Annotated in this window: 12 protein-coding genes; 3 read left to right on the plus strand and 9 right to left on the minus strand. The window is 57.0% G+C overall.

Annotated features, from left to right (window positions below; genetic code table 11):
- Nucleotides 1–2,598 (minus strand): glycoside hydrolase family 38 N-terminal domain-containing protein, encoded by a 2,598-nt coding sequence (locus HV242_RS02260; RefSeq protein ID WP_050737578.1) that lies wholly within the window; start codon nt 2,596–2,598, stop codon nt 1–3.
- 10 nt (nt 2,599–2,608) lie between these two features.
- The gene (locus HV242_RS02265) at nt 2,609–4,006 is read right to left on the minus strand and encodes a PTS fructose transporter subunit IIC (protein WP_072126507.1); all 1,398 of its coding nucleotides are present in this window, start codon (nt 4,004–4,006) and stop codon (nt 2,609–2,611) included.
- 179 nt (nt 4,007–4,185) lie between these two features.
- Between HV242_RS02265 and HV242_RS02270 the strand changes: the two genes are divergently transcribed.
- On the plus strand, nt 4,186–4,845 hold the full coding sequence (locus tag HV242_RS02270) for a MurR/RpiR family transcriptional regulator (RefSeq protein ID WP_014168392.1): 660 nt from the start codon (nt 4,186–4,188) through the stop codon (nt 4,843–4,845).
- An 8-nt stretch (nt 4,846–4,853) separates the two neighbouring features.
- On the opposite strand, the gene HV242_RS02275 is transcribed toward HV242_RS02270, so the two are convergent.
- From HV242_RS02275 to treR, 4 genes are all read right to left on the minus strand, one after another.
- A complete protein-coding gene (locus HV242_RS02275) occupies nt 4,854–5,600 on the minus strand; it encodes an oligogalacturonate-specific porin KdgM family protein (RefSeq protein WP_050737577.1) in 747 nt (248 codons plus the stop codon).
- Nucleotides 5,601–5,734: 134 nt separating this feature from the next.
- On the minus strand, nt 5,735–7,390 hold the full coding sequence (gene treC, locus HV242_RS02280) for an alpha,alpha-phosphotrehalase (RefSeq protein ID WP_050737576.1): 1,656 nt from the start codon (nt 7,388–7,390) through the stop codon (nt 5,735–5,737).
- 51 nt (nt 7,391–7,441) lie between these two features.
- Nucleotides 7,442–8,860 (minus strand): PTS trehalose transporter subunit IIBC, encoded by a 1,419-nt coding sequence (treB, locus tag HV242_RS02285; RefSeq protein WP_025205752.1) that lies wholly within the window; start codon nt 8,858–8,860, stop codon nt 7,442–7,444.
- Nucleotides 8,861–8,988: 128 nt separating this feature from the next.
- Nucleotides 8,989–9,936 (minus strand): trehalose operon repressor TreR, encoded by a 948-nt coding sequence (gene treR / locus HV242_RS02290; RefSeq protein ID WP_014168396.1) that lies wholly within the window; start codon nt 9,934–9,936, stop codon nt 8,989–8,991.
- Between the two features lie 392 nt (nt 9,937–10,328).
- On the opposite strand from treR, the gene mgtA reads away from it, so the two are divergent.
- Complete coding sequence (gene mgtA, locus HV242_RS02295) at nt 10,329–13,037, plus strand: magnesium-translocating P-type ATPase (RefSeq protein WP_050737609.1); 2,709 nt, start codon at nt 10,329–10,331, stop codon at nt 13,035–13,037.
- A gap of 150 nt (nt 13,038–13,187) precedes the next feature.
- Entirely contained in the window at nt 13,188–15,572 is a 2,385-nt protein-coding gene (locus HV242_RS02300) for a beta-N-acetylhexosaminidase (protein ID WP_050737575.1), read from the plus strand.
- 66 nt (nt 15,573–15,638) lie between these two features.
- Here HV242_RS02300 and ridA read toward each other — a convergent pair whose 3' ends face one another.
- The 3 genes from ridA to pyrB form a co-directional block, all read right to left on the minus strand.
- Nucleotides 15,639–16,025: a 2-iminobutanoate/2-iminopropanoate deaminase gene (gene ridA, locus HV242_RS02305; RefSeq protein WP_014168399.1), complete on the minus strand. Its 387-nt coding sequence runs from the start codon at nt 16,023–16,025 to the stop codon at nt 15,639–15,641.
- Between the two features lie 74 nt (nt 16,026–16,099).
- Nucleotides 16,100–16,561: an aspartate carbamoyltransferase regulatory subunit gene (gene pyrI / locus HV242_RS02310; RefSeq protein WP_025205744.1), complete on the minus strand. Its 462-nt coding sequence runs from the start codon at nt 16,559–16,561 to the stop codon at nt 16,100–16,102.
- Nucleotides 16,562–16,573: 12 nt separating this feature from the next.
- The gene (gene pyrB, locus HV242_RS02315; RefSeq protein WP_014168402.1) at nt 16,574–17,506 is read right to left on the minus strand and encodes an aspartate carbamoyltransferase; all 933 of its coding nucleotides are present in this window, start codon (nt 17,504–17,506) and stop codon (nt 16,574–16,576) included.
- Nucleotides 17,507–17,517: the final 11 nt, after the last annotated feature.

A 17,517-nucleotide genomic window follows, 5' to 3' on the forward strand; every position in this document is an offset into this window, starting at 1 on the left:
TTAAGCCTCAATCAAAAAATCACAGGTCGCAGAAGGGGGGATCGTCGTCACCGATGGCACGTGTTCTTCCAGATAATTGAGCTGGGGACGCTCTGCCAGGCCAGCCGGAACAGGGACAGGCTGCGTCCCGGCGTTGAACACGCGGGCGATCGTGCCAGGCGATCGTTGCGCATGAGGCAGGGCAGAAAGAACGAGCGGTTCCGGTAAGGCGAATAACGAAAATTCTGCCGGCAGCGTGCGTTCGGGCAGGCGCAGCGAAAAACGCTCAAGCCGGTTATCGAGGGTATGCAGCGTTTGCCGTTGATAGGTGAAGGGGTGACCCGTCGCCTGATTCTCCAGCTGGCGCAGCGTCAGATGGTCTGCGTTATCGGCCAGCGCCACGGTGAAGGAAAAGTGCAGCGGTTTGAGCAGCTGCGCATCGGGCGTGTCGACCACCGTATTGTTAATGCCAGACGCCCGGCCGGGTCGCCAGTCAAGATCGCTGCGCCCCAGTACGCCGGTTGATTTGAATAAGGTCAGGGCAATGACTGCCGGATCGCTTCCAATAACCTGAAACTCTTTCATGCCGCGGCTATTCACGACCAGCGCTTTGCCCGCTTGCGCGATAGCGATGATGCCCTCGCTGGTTTCAATATCCACGGGCTTCTCACGATAGCGCTCCTGCCAGTGAGTATCGTCGTACCCCGTTTCGCGCTCGATTATTGAGAACGGCTGCGAGGCGAGGGAGTGACGGGTGCAAATATCGCTGTTGATCAGTAAACGCAGCCGGTGATCGCAGTGGCTGTTTACCAGCGAGCTATCAACATGCAGGTTCGGATCGTCGTGACGTAATTCGCACACTATGCGCATTGATAACGGCGTGCGGGTATTTTCCCGGCGTCCAGCGAGATCCGGCGGCAGCGACATGACCGCCTCAAGCACCATCGTTTGGCAAAGAGGGGTTTTGCTGCAGTCGATCAGCGTGAAATGCGCGCAGCGCGTGGGTTCATCGCCCGCGAGCGGCGAGAAATCATAGCTGTCTCCGGCATCCGCGCAGTCTTCAAGACTGAATAACGACGTGATGCGCCTGGCGTTGCGTTTGTCTTCAAGCACCAGCGTACCGGCCTCCAGCGTCAGTCGATAAACCGTATTCTCTATCGCCTCTCCTTTCGCGGCGCAGATCCTGGCAAACGGAGCCGGCGTGTCTTTTAGGTTGACGGTGATATAGCCCACCGGCGGCAGGAGAGGCGTCTGCAGAACAACATGCCAGCGGAAATAAGGCGGAAGGTGTGTTTCGCGTTCGCCCTCACAGGTGAGGGAGATGGCCGTTCCTCCGGGTAACGTCTCGCGTTTCAGAACGTCGAAGGGCAGCGGCTGGCCCTGATACGTCAGGGTGATATTGTCGGCCCGACTGTACAGGGTGGTGTGGATCACGCAGCGGGTCGGGGTGGCCAGCGGGTTGAAAATGAGCAGGTCACCCTCCTGACAGCATGCGGCGGCCAGTGACTTCACCACCAGATTCCACAGGCTGTGACAAAGCTGCTCTGTCTGCTCGAGCCGATGAAGAATGTCGCGGTTAGTGGCATCGCTGTTGCAGCCGCCCATGGAGTCGTGGGCATGGCTTCGCAGAAGCTTCTTCCAGAGGGTGTCCACAATCGGGAGCGTGACCGGAATGCCCTGATGACGCGCCATGGCGATGGTGGGCTCCAGCTGTCGCAGGATGAACTGCTCGATGTCGGCATTTTTCTTTTTGATATCGTAACGCACAGACCCGATCGTTTTGTGAATGCGGGTGTAGCGCGGCGATTTCAGCTCACCTTCCCATAACGCCAGTTGTTCCCGTTTTGTGCGCAGCAGTGCGACGTACTGCTCCAGCGAGCTGAGGACGTAACGGTCCTGCGTGGGAGAGTGCGCGCTGGCAGCCTGCAGGATATGCGGCAGCGCCGGGTCGATGCTGACCTGATCGCCGCCGCAGGGCAGGAGCAGGTCGTCAATCTGCGACCGTGAACGCAGCAGATCCACCATCGGGTAGATCTTGCCGTGCAGATGGCTGGCCTCCGCGCGCATGTTCTTGGCCGCGCCATACCCCAGCGCCATTGCACAGGCGATGATGGTTGCACCTGACGGGGCGCGCCAGAGAAACTGGCTGTTTTTGGCCTGAGTATCGTGGTCGATACCGCGCCAGAAAACGATGTTATCGATATTGCAGCCCTGCAAAATCGTGGGCATCTGCGCGTTATGCCCAAAGGTATCCGGCAGATAACCGACCTGCATGGCATGCCCCAGCGCCCGAGCGGCGAAAATGCCGTACTTGAGGTTGCGGATAATCGATTCGCCGTGAACGTTGTAGGTATCCGTCTGGGTGAACCACGGCCCGACAAACACGCTTTTCTCCCTGACCAGTTTTTCCAGCCGGGGCCGGTAATCGGGATTGATGGCGAGAAAGTCATCCACCACCGCCATCTGCCCGTCAAGGTGATAGCACTGCCAGGCCGGGTCCTGCTCCAGCGTCTCGATGACCTCCGCAAAGTTGTATGACGCCAGCACCATGCTGTCCTGGCGGGTGAAATACCACTCCTGATCCCAGTGGGTATGGGCTATGACGTGGATCTGGCTCATTGCGCTCTCCTTATCTGGCGTTCTTTGGGCTGAGATAAAGCACGCCCAGGGCGCAAATCAGTGCGCCAATAAAGACGCTTGCCAGGTACCCGACCACATTGGTCGCCAGCGGCCAGCCCCAGATAGCCGGCAGGGGCAACGTCTGCTTCACGCCGAGGGTAATCGCCACCAGCGCACCTGCGACGGCTCCTGTCATAAACACGGGGATCAGGCGTGGGTTTTTCAGAATGAACGGGATAGCGCCTTCTGAAATACCGATAAAGCCCAGCAATAACGAAGTGCTGCCAACGGTTTTCTCTTCACGGCTGAACACGTCCGGCAGGCCAAAACGCCCATTGAGGAACGCGGCGAGGCCTACCCCAATAGAAGGAATCACAATGGAGAGCTCGCGGGCGGTTAAATCAAATGTCTCGCTCATGCCGTTCAGGCCAAGCGCGACCGATCCTGCCGCCTTGTTGACCGGGCCGCCGAGATCGAACGCGGTACCCGCGGCGATCATGGCCGAATAGAAACCGCGTCCGGTATCACCCGCCGAGGTAAAAAAGACCACCATCAGCTGGTTAAGCGAACCAAAAATCGGGTTGATCAGATATTCCATTACCATCACCAGCGTAATACCGGTGATCAGCGGAACGACCAGCATGGTTTTTAGAGTGGTAAGCTGCTGTCGGACGTGAATTGCATCATTCAGCCAGCGCACCAGATAGCCGACAAAAAAGCCGATGCCAATTGCGCCGAAAAAGCCGGAGGGCATAAAGCCTTCAATATCAAAGAAGCGTTTGTATACCTCATCTGACATGATGCCGCCGATCAGTCCGGGGATCAGCGCCGGTTTACCGGCAATGGAAAAGGCCAGATACATCGCAAAGACCGGGTACATGAACTTGATGGTCATAAAGCCCATTTTATCCAGCACGCTGAACGGCGAATGCTCAATGTTAATAAACTGCCCGGTAATTTTGGCCGTCGCCATCATCAGGCCGCCCATCACCACGACCGGTAACATATAGCTGATGGCCGCCATGATATGGCCGATAAAAATCTGGTAAGCCGAACGCTGAATGGCGTCTTCATACGTCACAGCGGTGACGTTTTTCTGCATGGCCAGCGCCTGACGCAGGTAGCGGTCGGTATTTTTAATCAGCTCCTGCGTGCGGGTCTGAAGGTGAGGAACGTGTTCAAAACGTTCTGCGTCCTGAATGGGAACGTCGGTTGCAAGAATAATGGCCGTGGCGGAGGCAATATCCTGTTTCGTTAATCTGTTTTTTACGCCGTCGCTGCCCTGCGTTTCGACCTTGACCTCAATATTATGCTCTTTTGCCCATGCAATAATTTTACTTGCCGCCATAAACGTGTGCGCGATCCCTGTAGGACAAGCCGTTACAGCGATAATTTTTTGATTCATCATTGTAATAATTCCCTGGGTGTGAAAATAGCGAAAGTATAAAGAGAACTTAAAACAGTGTTTAAGGTTTGCTAATACTAATTACGTATCGTCATACGCTATGTGGCAATATGTGAAGCGCCTTCCAGAGACTATTTCGCTATTCTGCTAATATCCTGTTAGGTTTTAACAGGACGTAATAAATGAATTCATTTCAGGGAAGTGAACGGTTGATATTTGAATACATTCAGCACCACGCACGCAATATTTCTGATATATCGGCAAAAGAGATTGCGCGTGATACTTTTACGACAACCACCTCGGTGAATCGTGTCTGTAAGAAAATGGGCTATAAGAGTTATACCGAGCTTCGCTATCGGTTTTTACGCGACCATTTTACGTCTGTCCCTGCCGAGCCTGCGATGGGGCCGCAGGCAGACGATATCGTGGTGGACGTGTCCCGGTTACTGACCCATTCCAGCCATATCTATTTATATGCACGCGGGGCATCTCTCACCAGCCTCAACTACCTGTCGCGTTTTTTGTCACTGGCGAGCCTGCCGCACCTGATTCTGAATGATATGCACCAGTTGACCCGGGTATCGAAGGGCACGCTGGTGTTGATCAGTAAATCCGGGGAGACGCAGTCGCTGATAGAAATGGCGCGTAACGCGCTGCGTAAGGGGCTAAAGATTATTGCGATTACCCGTCAGGGTTCGACGCTGGCCGGGCTTTCTACGCTGTGCTGGCCATTGTCGATTGATATGAATGCCGTCTCGTTATATCAGCGAGAGGGACAGCTGGACCTGTTAAGCGCCGTCGATCGTATCGGCTGCAGGCTTCTGCAGCACGATACGGAGTAGGCAGGCCGTCAGAGCTGTTTCACGATACCCAGACGAATGGCGTAATCATTTTCATGATTGCCATCCTGAGTGAGGTAGGTTTTATCCAGCGACACCAGTTCGACGTAAGGCGTCCAGCCGTCGTCGAGCTTGTAGTTGAACGCTACGGTGTGCTCCCAGTAGGTATCATCCCCGGTTCCCTGATCGACATTATCCTGCCAGCGGAAGCGCGGGTTATAGGACATGCCGAATTTCCCGATGTTGTACGCGAACCACAGGTCGAACTGGTGTGACTCGCGGCGGGTGTAGCCGCTGCCGTCCAGGCGTTTGTCACTGTGCGCGTCGTTAACGGTGTTATAGCGGTAGCGGGCAGACAGGTTCAGGCCGTTATCGAATGCTTTCCAGCCCTGGATGAAGGGGCGGTAATGCGTATTGCTGGCGGTAAAGACGGTCACCATCCCTGGCGCGATGGCGAACCCCTTTCCCAGATCAAAACGCCAGCGCGTTTCGATTTCCTGTGCTGCCTCCGTTAACCCTTTTTCGTCCGGATTATATCGGTCGGTATCACCAAAGAACGTATCGTTATGGTTTTGCGCCGCTTCGACGGAGAAGTAAAAACCGTTATCAGCCTGATGCATCACTTTAATACGTGAATCATTTACGTCTGAGCGCGTATTATGACCAAAGCGAAGATCGACGGAGGTATTTCCGCACCATCCCTGGGTACTTAATAATAATGCGCTAATACATGTTGCTTTAATAATTGTCTTTTTCATAATGTCCTGCCGAGGTTATTTAAATGGCAGGGCTATTCTTATTTTGGCACACCGTGAAGTAAAAGTTATCGTCGTACATTTAGCGTATCGCTAAACATAAAAAAAGAGATACAGCTGGCTGTATCTCTTGAGGGTTATTCCTGTATCCACCAGATGGCTTCAAACGGGCGCAACAGCAGGTTGTCGGGCTGAGGGGGAGCATCCGCATAGTTGCTCAGTGCGACCCGCCAGGCTCCCTGTACTGACGCGGGAACCCATTGCTGGCGCTCATGGCTCAGGTTTGCCACCACCATCAGCGTCTGGCCCTGCGACCGCCGGCGATAGCACCACAGGGAAGGGTGGTCAGGCAGCAGATCTTCATAATCTCCCCACGTCAGCACCGGCAGGGTTTTGCGCAGGCGAATCAGCGTCTGGTAGGTGTAAAACACCGAATCAGTATCGTCCAGTGCCGCACGGGCATTGACCGTCTCATAGTTGTCGCAAACGCCAATCCACGGCCCACCCTCGGTAAAGCCCGCACTGTGTGTGGCATCCCACTGCATTGGCGTGCGGCCATTATCGCGGGATTTACTCGCCAGAATAGCCAGCAATTCTTCGGGGGTGCGACCGTTGGCCCGCAGTTCAGCGAACATATTAAGGCTTTCAACGTCGCGGTAATCGGTAATACGGCTAAAGTGCGGGTTGGTCATACCCAGCTCTTCGCCCTGGTAAATATACGGGGTGCCCTGCATTCCGTGCAGCACCATGCCGAGCATTTTCGCGGCGTGGGGACGGTACTCCCCTTCATCGCCAAAGCGCGACACAATGCGCGGCTGATCGTGGTTACACCAGAACAGCGCGTTCCAGGCTTTGTTGTGCATGCCCTGCTGCCAGTGGCGGAAGAGGGTTTTCAGCGCCACGAAGTCCGGCCTGGCCAGGGTCCACTTTTCGCCGCCGGGGTAATCCACTTTCAGGTGGTGGAAGTTGAAGGTCATCGACAGCTCGCGCCCGTCGAGAGAGGCGTATTGCTGACAGTTTTCCAGCGAGGTCGACGACATCTCGCCTACCGTCATCAGGTTTCGCGGGGTAAAGACGTCGCGGCTCATCTCCTGAAGATACTCATGAATGCGCGGTCCGTCGGTATAGAAGCGACGGCCATCGCCCACGGCGTCATCCGGGAAATCCTGGTCTTTAGAAATCAGGTTAATCACATCGAGGCGTAAACCGTCCACGCCACGGTCGGCCCAGAACTCGCATACCTTTTTCAGCTCGGCGCGCACCTGCGGGTTTTCCCAGTTGAGGTCCGCCTGCTCGGGGGCGAACAGGTGCAGATAGTACTGCTCGCTCTCGGCGTGCCAGCGCCAGGCGTTGCCGCCAAATTTGGAGCGCCAGTTATTGGGCAGTTGTTCCGGCGTACCGTCGCGCCAGATGTAGAACTGGCGATACGGGCTCTCTTTATTCAGCGATTCCCGGAACCAGGCGTGCTGCGTTGAGGTGTGATTGAACACCATATCCAGCACGATACGAATGCCGCGTTGATGGGCCTGCGCGACCAGCTCGTCAAAATCATCCAGCGTGCCGTAGGCCGGGTCGATGGCGGTGTAATTCGCCACGTCGTACCCGTTATCTACCTGCGGGGAAATATAAAACGGCGTCAGCCAGATGGCGTCGATGCCGAGGGTTTGCAGGTAGTCCAGCCGCTGCGTGACGCCGCGTAAATCGCCGGTACCGCTGCCCGTCGTGTCCTGAAAACTCTTTGGGTAGATCTGGTAGATAACGCCGTTCTGCCACCAGTGAGGAAGGGTATTCATAATGCGTTCCTGCAAATGCGAAGGGGCGCAACTGCGCCCCGAAAGATGAAGTTAAACAATCTGCAGCGCGCCCTGACGGTACTTACGCTGGTAAACCACGGTGGTGAGAGCCATTGGGACGACAATCGCGATGACCATTGCCAGGGAAAACACCTGCCAGAATGCGGGCTGGATGGAGAGAATACCAGGCAGACCGCCGACACCGATCCCGTTCGCCATCACACCGTACAGACCGCATACCAGGCCTGCCAGACCGGAGCCGATCATCGCGCACAGCATCGGGAAGCGGTATTTCAGGTTGATACCGTACATCGCCGGTTCGGTGACGCCGAGGTAGGCGGAGATGGCGGCCGGAACAGAAATCTCACGCTCGTTATGCTTGCGGCTGACCAGGATAATGCCCGTGACCGCCGAGGCCTGCGCAATGTTAGACAGCGCGATGATAGGCCAGACCGGCGTACCGCCCAGGCTCTGAATCATCTGCATATCAATCGCCAGCGTGGTCTGGTGCACGCCGGTGATCACCAGCGGGGCGTACAGGAAGCCAAACAGCATGGCACCAATCGGCGCGAAGCTGCCGGTCATCAGGTGACGTACCGCGAAGGCAACGCCGTCGCCAATCATGCGGCCAAACGGACCGATAAACGCATGGGCGAGGAAGACGGCCAGAATAAGGGAGCAGACCGGCACCACCACCAGATAGAGGTAATCCGGTACGATGCGTTTCAGGCGCGTTTCAATAAAGCCCAGCGTCAGACCGGCCAGCAAGGCTGGGATAACCTGCGCCTGATAGCCCACTTTCGCGATGGTGAACAGACCGAAGTTCCACACCTCAGGCACCTGCTGACCAAGTAAGTAAGCGTTCATTAACTGCGGAGAGACCAGCGTGACGCCCAGCACGATACCCAGAATCGGCGTACCGCCCATTTTGCGCACCGCTGACCAGCAAATCCCGACCGGCAGATAGAAGAAGATCGCTTCGCCAATCAGCCACAGGAAGTCGTAAACGGTTTTCAGCGCCGGGTACATCTGCGCCAGGGTTTTGCCGTCGCTCATCGGCACATCACCGATAACGTTGCGGAAGCCCAGAATCAGACCCCCGCTGATCAGCGCCGGGAGCAGCGGGAAGAAAATCTCCGCGAAGTGGGAAATCAACTGCTCGTGCCATTTCATATTCTGGCGTGCAGCTTTCTTGGCTTGCTCTTTGTCGGCTGAACTGTGCCCGGTTGTCGCCAGCAGAGCCTGATAGTAATCGCCCACTTCGGTACCAATGACGACCTGGAACTGACCGGCGTTGGTGAAGCAGCCTTTAACCATGGAAAGCGCTTCAATGGCTTTCGGATCGGCTTTGGCCGGATCGTTCAGCACGAAGCGCAGGCGGGTAATGCAATGGCTGACGGTCGCGATGTTTTCACGGCCGCCTACCAGGACAATCAACTGGTCGATATCTTCTTGTTTGACTTTACTCATCATGAAACCTCATGACCGATGGTGAGGGGGGTAATGACCTGAGCGCAAGCCTACTCCTTCAGCGTGACGGCGAAAATGGGAACGTTCCCTAAATCGGGCGAAGATCACAATAAACTGATAAGCGAGGGTTATGAAAGGTGGGCGGGAATCACGATCTGACGCGGCTCAGCACGCCCGTTAATCTGCTCGATCAGCTGTGCAGCGGCCTGCCTGCCTGACTCGGCGTAGCCCGGGTCGACGGTGATAATCTCCGGGTGCAGAAACTTCATCAGCGGCGTACTGCCTACGCTCGCGATCTGCAGCCCTTCTATGCGTTGCTCCTGAAGATATTTACTCGCGCCCAGCGCCAGGGTATCGGTGGCGCACACCAGCGCCGTGGTCTGCGGGGTCAGCACGCTGGCGACCTGCTCGTAGCCCTGTTTCATTCCCAGACCCGGCAGAGACGCGACGGCGGAAAGGTTGTGCTGTTTACAGAAGGTCAGGTAGGCCTCGTGACGCCGTTTGCCGGTGGTAACGTCCGCATGCGGTACGCCGAGGTAGCTGATATGGCGATGGCCTTTATCGTACAGACGCTGCATCAGGGTAATAATCGCCCCCTCATCGTCGTAACAGACGGAGGCAAAACCGTGGGCATCGCGCGCCAGCATCACCATCGACGCCTGCCAGGGCTTCAGCATCTCCTCTTTGATGCCGGTAAAACCGAACAGCACCACGCCGTCAATGTTGCGCCGCTGGAGCATACCCAGATGCTCTTCAACCAGCTGCGTGGAGAACTGGCTCTCCATCATGATTGGGTCGTAGCCCTGCTCATAAAAGGCGGGCAGCATGGTCTGAACGGCGAGGTTCTCGGACAGGGAATCCAGACGCGAGACGATAATGGCAACCACTTTGTCACTTTGCCCGCGCATGGCGCGCGCAGAGCGGGAAGGGGAAAAACCGTGCTGATTCATTACCGCCTCGACGCGCTCGCGGGTGCGTTCGCTGACACCGCTCTCATTGTTGAGCACGCGCGATACGGTGGATTTCCCCACGCCGCTTAAACGCGCGATGTCTTTTATCGTAAGGCGGTTCTGCATGCTGTATTCCCTGTAACAATGACAACGTGGTCAGTAGAGCCTAATGCTATAGCGTGTTTTCGCTATGGGCAAAGTCTGGTTTACGTTCGGTTTATTTGCGGGGGAGTATAATACCGCCCGAATCGCCGCAAACGGTACGGTTAAATCCTTATACTGCGCGGCGGCACCCTACTTTTTTACTTACCGGAGGTGACATGGATCCCGATCCCACGCTTCTCCTGAACGGGAGCGTTCTTTCTTTCCGGTAAGCCAGCCTTTGTGCTGTCTCACCGGTATGTGAGGCAGCAACGTCCTGCACGTTCCTGCTTAAAACATTAAGTGCCTGTCAGGTACGGCCTTGCCACGCCTGCAGGAAATACTGTGTCCGCGTTTGCGGGCGCGGGGGAATGACTATGTTTAAAAATATCACCCGGCAGCTGCAGGCGATGCTGAGCCGCCACCTGCCACATCGTCTTGTTCAGCGCGACCCGCTGCCAAATGCCAAAAATATGGCCTCTGCAGCGATCCCTGCTTCCCTGAGCCAACGCTGCCTGAACGTGGCGGCGATGGATGAAAACGAAGTCTGGCGTGCCTTTGGCGGGCATCCGGAGGGGCTGAACGCGGCGGAAGTGGAAAAAATCCGTGCCGTGCATGGCGATAACCAAATTCCGGCGCAAAAACCGGCGCCGTGGTGGGTGCATCTGTGGACTTGCTACCGTAACCCGTTCAACCTGCTGCTGACCGTGCTTGGCATTATCTCCTATGCCACCGAAGATCTGTTTGCTGCCGGGGTTATCGCCCTGATGGTGGGGATCTCCACGCTGCTGAACTTTATTCAGGAGGCCCGCTCTACCCGCGCGGCAGACGCCCTGAAAGCGATGGTAAGCAACACCGCAACCGTCTCGCGCGTCATTAACGATCTCGGGGAGAACGCCTGGGTTGAGCTGCCCATCGACCAGCTGGTGCCGGGCGATCTGGTGAAGCTGGCGGCCGGCGACATGATCCCCGCGGATTTACGTATTCTTCAGGCGCGGGATCTGTTCGTGGCGCAGGCCTCGCTGACCGGTGAATCTCTGCCGGTGGAAAAAGTGGCGCGCACCCGCGACCCGCAGCAGATGAACCCGCTCGAGTGTGACACCCTCTGCTTTATGGGCACTACGGTGGTCAGCGGCACGGCGCAGGCAATGGTCATCGCTACCGGCGGCAACACCTGGTTTGGACAGCTGGCCGGGCGCGTGAGCGAGCAGGAGAGCGAACCGAATGCCTTCCAGAAGGGGATTGGCCGTGTCAGCATGCTGCTGATCCGCTTTATGATGGTGATGACGCCGATTGTGCTGCTGATCAACGGCTATACCAAGGGCGACTGGTGGGAAGCGGCGCTGTTTGCGCTCTCCGTCGCCGTGGGGTTAACGCCTGAAATGCTGCCGATGATTGTTACCTCCACGCTGGCGCGCGGGGCGGTCAAACTGTCAAAACAGAAAGTGATCGTCAAACACCTGGATGCCATTCAAAACTTTGGCGCGATGGACATTCTCTGCACCGATAAAACCGGCACGCTGACCCAGGACAAAATTGTGCTGGAGAACCACACCGATATCGCCGGCAAAACCAGCGATCGCGTGCTGCACAGCGCCTGGCTGAACAGCCACTACCAGACCGGGCTGAAAAACCTGCTCGACGTCGCCGTGCTTGAAGGCGTGGATGAAGAATCTGCCCGCACGCTTTCCGGGCGCTGGCAGAAAGTGGATGAGATCCCGTTCGACTTCGAGCGCCGCCGCATGTCGGTGGTGGTGAGCGAGCATCCGGACGTGCATCAGCTGATCTGCAAAGGCGCATTGCAGGAGATCCTCAATGTCTCAACCCAGGTGCGCTATAACGGCGACATTGTGCCGCTGGATGAAACCATGCTGCGCCGTATCAAGCGCGTCACCGATAACCTGAACCGTCAGGGGCTGCGCGTGGTGGCGGTGGCGAGTAAATTCCTGCCTGCACGCGAAGGGGACTATCAGCGTATCGACGAATCCGATCTGATCCTCGAGGGTTATATCGCATTCCTCGATCCGCCGAAAGAGACCACCGCGCCTGCGCTGAAAGCGTTAAAGGCCAGCGGGATCACCGTGAAAATCCTTACCGGCGACAGCGAGCTGGTGGCCGCCAAAGTGTGTCATGAAGTGGGGCTGGATGCGGGTGACGTCGTTGTGGGAAGTGATATTGAGCACCTCTCCGATGATGCGCTGGCGACGCTTGCGCAGCGCACCACGCTGTTCGCCCGGCTGACACCCATGCACAAGGAGCGCATTGTCACCCTGCTGCGTCGCGAAGGGCATGTGGTGGGCTTTATGGGCGACGGCATTAACGATGCGCCCGCCCTGCGTGCGGCGGATATTGGTATCTCCGTAGACGGTGCGGTGGACATTGCCCGTGAGGCGGCGGATATCATTCTGCTGGAAAAGAGCCTGATGGTGCTGGAGGAGGGCGTTATCGAGGGACGTCGTACCTTCGCCAACATGCTGAAGTACATCAAGATGACCGCCAGTTCCAACTTCGGTAACGTTTTCAGCGTGCTGGTGGCGAGTGCGTTTCTGCCGTTCCTGCCGATGCTGCCGCTGCACCTGCTGATCCAGAACCTGATGTACGATGTCTCTCAGGTCGCCATCCCGTTTGATAACGTGGACGACGAGCAGATCCAGAAGCCGCAGCGCTGGAACCCGTCCGATCTGGGGCGCTTTATGCTGTTCTTTGGCCCGATCAGCTCCATCTTCGACATTCTGACCTTCTGCCTGATGTGGTTTGTGTTCCATGCCAACACGCCGGAACACCAGACGCTGTTCCAGTCCGGCTGGTTCGTGGTAGGGCTGCTGTCGCAAACGCTGATTGTGCATATGATCCGTACGCGTCGCATCCCGTTCATTCAGAGCCGGGCCGCGTGGCCGCTGATTGTCATGACCGGCATCGTGATGGCGCTCGGCATTGCACTGCCGTTCTCGCCGCTGGCCAGCTACCTCCAGCTGCAGGCGCTGCCGCTGAGCTACTTCCCGTGGCTGGTGGCGATCCTCGCGGGCTACATGGTGCTGACGCAGATGGTCAAAGGCTTCTATAGCCGTCGGTATGGGTGGCAGTGATTTCTCCCCTCTCCCGGCACGGGAGAGGGGTACGTTTCCTCCCAAATTCAACAACCTGTGATCTCCGTCAGCGCATTCGCTTGACGACAAAATGAGCGCATGTTAACTGAATGTTTTGCCTTTATTTGGCCCGTCAGATAAGGAACATTCATGTTACGGTACAGTCTCTTAACCGCCGGGCTGATGCTCGGCGCGTCAGCGTTTGCCGCTCCGGCAGGCGACCTTCCCCTGATGCCCTGGCCTGCGAAGGTTGAACGTCCCGCGACGCAGGGCGCACTGGTACTCAGCAACACCCTTTCCGTCAGCGTTACCGGAGACGACCTCGGCGACGCGGTCAACCGTCTGCGCCAGCGCATCGCCCTGCAAACCGGCTGGACGCTACAGCCGCAGGCCGTTAAACCGGACAAGCCCACTATCCGCATTGCCATTACCAAAAAAGTGAAGCCGCAGCCGCTGCCGGACAGCGATGAGCGCTATACGCTCACGGTCGATGCCAGTGGCGTGGATATCACCGCCAACACCCGTTTTGGCGCGCTGCGCGCCATGGAAACCCTGCTCCAGCTGATACAAAACGGGGCGGAAAACACCTCTCTGCCGTGGGTTACTATTGAGGATTCCCCCCGTTTCCCGTGGCGTGGGCTGCTGCTTGACTCGGCACGACACTTTATCCCGCTGCCGGATATCAAACGGCAGATTGACGGTATGGCGGCGGCAAAACTCAACGTGTTGCACTGGCATTTGACCGACGATCAGGGCTGGCGCTTCAGCTCGACACGCTATCCAAAGCTCACGCAGCTCGCCAGCGACGGGCTGTTTTACACGCCGGAACAGATGCGCGACGTTGTGCGCTATGCCACCGAGCGCGGCATCCGCGTGGTGCCGGAGATCGACATGCCGGGCCACGCCTCGGCGATTGCCGTGGCCTACCCGGAACTGATGAGCGCCCCGGGACCGTATGTGATGGAACGCCACTGGGGCGTGCTGAAACCGGTCCTGGATCCGACAAAAGCGGCGACCTATCAGTTTGCGGAGGCGATGGTCAGTGAATTGGCGGCGATCTTCCCCGATCCGTATCTGCATATTGGCGGCGATGAGGTGGATGACACCCAGTGGAAAGCGAACGCCGCCATTCAGCAGTTTATGCGCGACAACACACTGGCAGACAGCCACGCCCTGCAGGCCTATTTCAACCGCAAGCTGGAAAATATCCTCGAAAAACACCACCGGCAGATGGTGGGCTGGGATGAAATTGCTCATCCTGATCTGCCAAAAAGCATCTTGATCCAGTCCTGGCAGGGCCAGGACGCGCTGGGGCAGGTGGCGCAGAAGGGCTATAAAGGCATTCTCTCGACCGGCTTTTACCTCGATCAGCCCCAGTCCACCGCCTATCACTACCGCAATGAAATTGTGCCGCAGGGGTTAAACGGCGAGGATGTGATTGGCGACACCGACAGCGCCCAGAGCTGGACATTCACCATGCCGCGTCTGAAAGGCAAGCCGGTGGAGGGGAGTTTCACCCTGGTGAAAGGGGATTCCGGCTGGCGTGGATTTATTGATTTCGCCGGGAAATCCCGTCGTGCGGTACAGGATATTGCGTGGCGCGACGACAATCAGGTGACGTTTACCGTCGATACCTGGATGGGCGAAACGCGCCCGGTGGTGTCGGTGGACAACGATAAGCTGAGCGGCTATTTCCTGGTGGGCAATGCCCGCTATCCCATTAGCGGCAAGCGCCTGGACGATATCCCCAAAGGCATCCCGCCGGTGGTACCGGACGCCGCTCATCAGGTGAACCTGCTCGGCGGGGAAGCCGCGCTGTGGGCGGAAAACGTGGTCGCACCGGTGCTGGATATCCGCCTGTGGCCGCGCACCTTTGCGGTGGCGGAGCGGTTATGGTCCGCGCAGGACGTTAACGATGTCGACAACATGTACACCCGCCTGCAGGCGATGGACAGCTGGTCGACGGTCTCGGTCGGGCTGCAGCAGCATACTCAGCAGCAGGTGCAGTTCACGCGTCTGGCGAATAACGCCGATACCCTTCCGCTGCAAATCCTCGCGCAGGCAATCGAGCCGGCGCAGTATTACACCCGTCAGCATCTTAAGTTCCAGGCCGGAAATTACCATCAGTTCGAACCGCTTAACCGGTTTGCGGATGCGCTCAACGCCGAAAGTGCCACGGTGCGCCAGATGAACAAATGGGCTGACCGCCTGGTCAGCGACGCGGAAGACACGGAAAGCGCCGACGCGCTGCGCCACGTCTTCAACCGCTGGCAAAGTAACACCAGCGATGCGCTGGCATTAAGTGAAAACAGCTACGCACTGAAGGCGATTAAACCGGTTATTCAGGAGGTGGATAAGCTGGCCTCGATTGGCCTGCGGCTGACGGATCTGGTGGCGCGTCAGGGGACGCTGGATGACAACGAGATTGCCTCTATTCAGGGCGAGCTGGATAACGCGGCGAAAATACAGGATGAAGTGGTGATTGCGGCGGTGTATCCGCTGGAGACGCTGCTACGGGCGACACGGAATCAGTAGCAAAACGCCCGGTAGCGCGTTGCTTGCCGGGCGCAAAGGCAGCCTCGGCTGCCCCCTGACTGAAACTTAGCGACGTACGGCGATCGCTTCGATTTCAATTTTCACGTCTTTAGGCAGACGCGCAACTTCCACACAGGAGCGTGCAGGGAAAGTGGCGTTGTGCTCAGTGAAGAACGCTTCGTACGTGGCGTTAACGGTCGCGAAATCGTTCAGATCTTTCACGAACACGGTGGTTTTCACGATATCGCCCACTTTCAGACCCGCAGACTCCACGATAGCCTGTACGTTTTCCAGCGACTGACGCGCCTGCGCCGCCACGTCTTCTGGCACTTCACCCGTTTTTGGGTTCACCGGGATCTGGCCAGAGGTAATAATCATGCTACCCAGATCAACGCCCTGAACGTATGGGCCGATAGCCGCTGGTGCATTTTCCGTCGCGAGTACTTTGGTCATGATTTCTCCAGAATAACAGCTGATTAAATGTTCCCGGCCATTATAGGGAGGCCGGGATCCTTTACCAACCTCAATTAGTTGGCCAGCACCACATAATGAGAAAACTCTTTTTCGCAGTATTTGCATTTGAGTGCGATGTCATCGGCACGTTTTTTCACTGCAAAACTGGACGAAACCGGCTCAGCATGACTGATGCAGTTGCTGTTCGGGCAGACCAGTACATTTTCAATGCGATCCGGCAGATTGGGACGGGATTTACCGACCACTTCGTACTCGTCGATGCGGTTCACGGTGGCATCCGGCGCGTACAGAGAGAGCTGGTTAACTTGCTCGTCGGTCAGGAAGGTGTTTTCAATCTTGATCAGGTCTTTGCGGCCCATTTCACCCGACGGCAGGTTCAGGCCGATGGTGATGCGCTGGTCGGTTTCGGTCAGCTTGAACAGCGTCAGCAGCTTAAAGCCGATCTGGGCAGGGATGTGGTCAATCACGGTGCCACGTTTGATGGCTTCAACCTGGAGTTTGTTATCGTGTGTCATTGTCGTTTCCCCTTACAGAGCCAATTCGCGATTCAGAACCAGTGCCAGTAACGCCTGGCGGGCGAAGATGCCGTTTCCGGCCTGCTGGAAGTACCAGGCGTGCGGCGTTTTATCCACGTCGGTGGTGATCTCATCGATACGCGGCAGCGGGTGTAGCACCTTCATATTCTCGCGTGCGCCGTCGAGGTCGCTGGCGCGCAGCACAAACTGTGCCTTCACGTTGGCGTATTCAGACGGATCCAGACGCTCTTTTTGCACGCGGGTCATATACAGAATATCAACGTTGCCCATCACCTCTTCGATGCTGGCATGCAGACTCCATGGGATCCCTTTTTCGTCCAGCATGTCGAGGATGTACTGCGGCATCGCCAGCGCGTCCGGCGCGATGAAGAAGAAGTGGTTGCCGTTAAATTTCGCCAGCGCTTGGGTCAGCGAGTGAACGGTGCGGCCATATTTCAGGTCACCCACCATGGCGATGTTCAGGTTTTCCAGACGGCCCTGCGTTTCCTGAATGGTGAACAGATCCAGCAGGGTCTGTGTCGGATGCTGGTTGGCCCCGTCTCCGGCGTTCAGCACCGGAATACCACCGGAAAATTCGGTCGCCAGACGCGCAGCGCCTTCCTGCGGGTGGCGCATCACAATCGCGTCAACGTAAGTACTGATAACTGAAATGGTATCCGCCAGCGTTTCGCCTTTTTTACCCAGCGAGGTGTTGCTGCTGTCTGAAAAACCCACCACGCTCGCGCCGAGGCGGTGCATGGAGGTTTCGAAGGAGAGGCGGGTGCGGGTCGACGCTTCGAAGAAGCAGCTCGCAATCACCTTGTGCTTCAGCAGTTCCGGTTGCGGATTTGCCTTCAGTTTTGCCGCGGTTTCCAGAACCAGTTCCAGCTCTTCGCGGCTGAGGTCGTTTATGGAAATGATGTGTTTTTGATAAAGCGGATTCATGTTTATCTCCT

The organism is Enterobacter sp. RHBSTW-00593, assembly GCF_013784105.1.
Lineage (GTDB): Bacteria > Pseudomonadota > Gammaproteobacteria > Enterobacterales > Enterobacteriaceae > Enterobacter > Enterobacter ludwigii.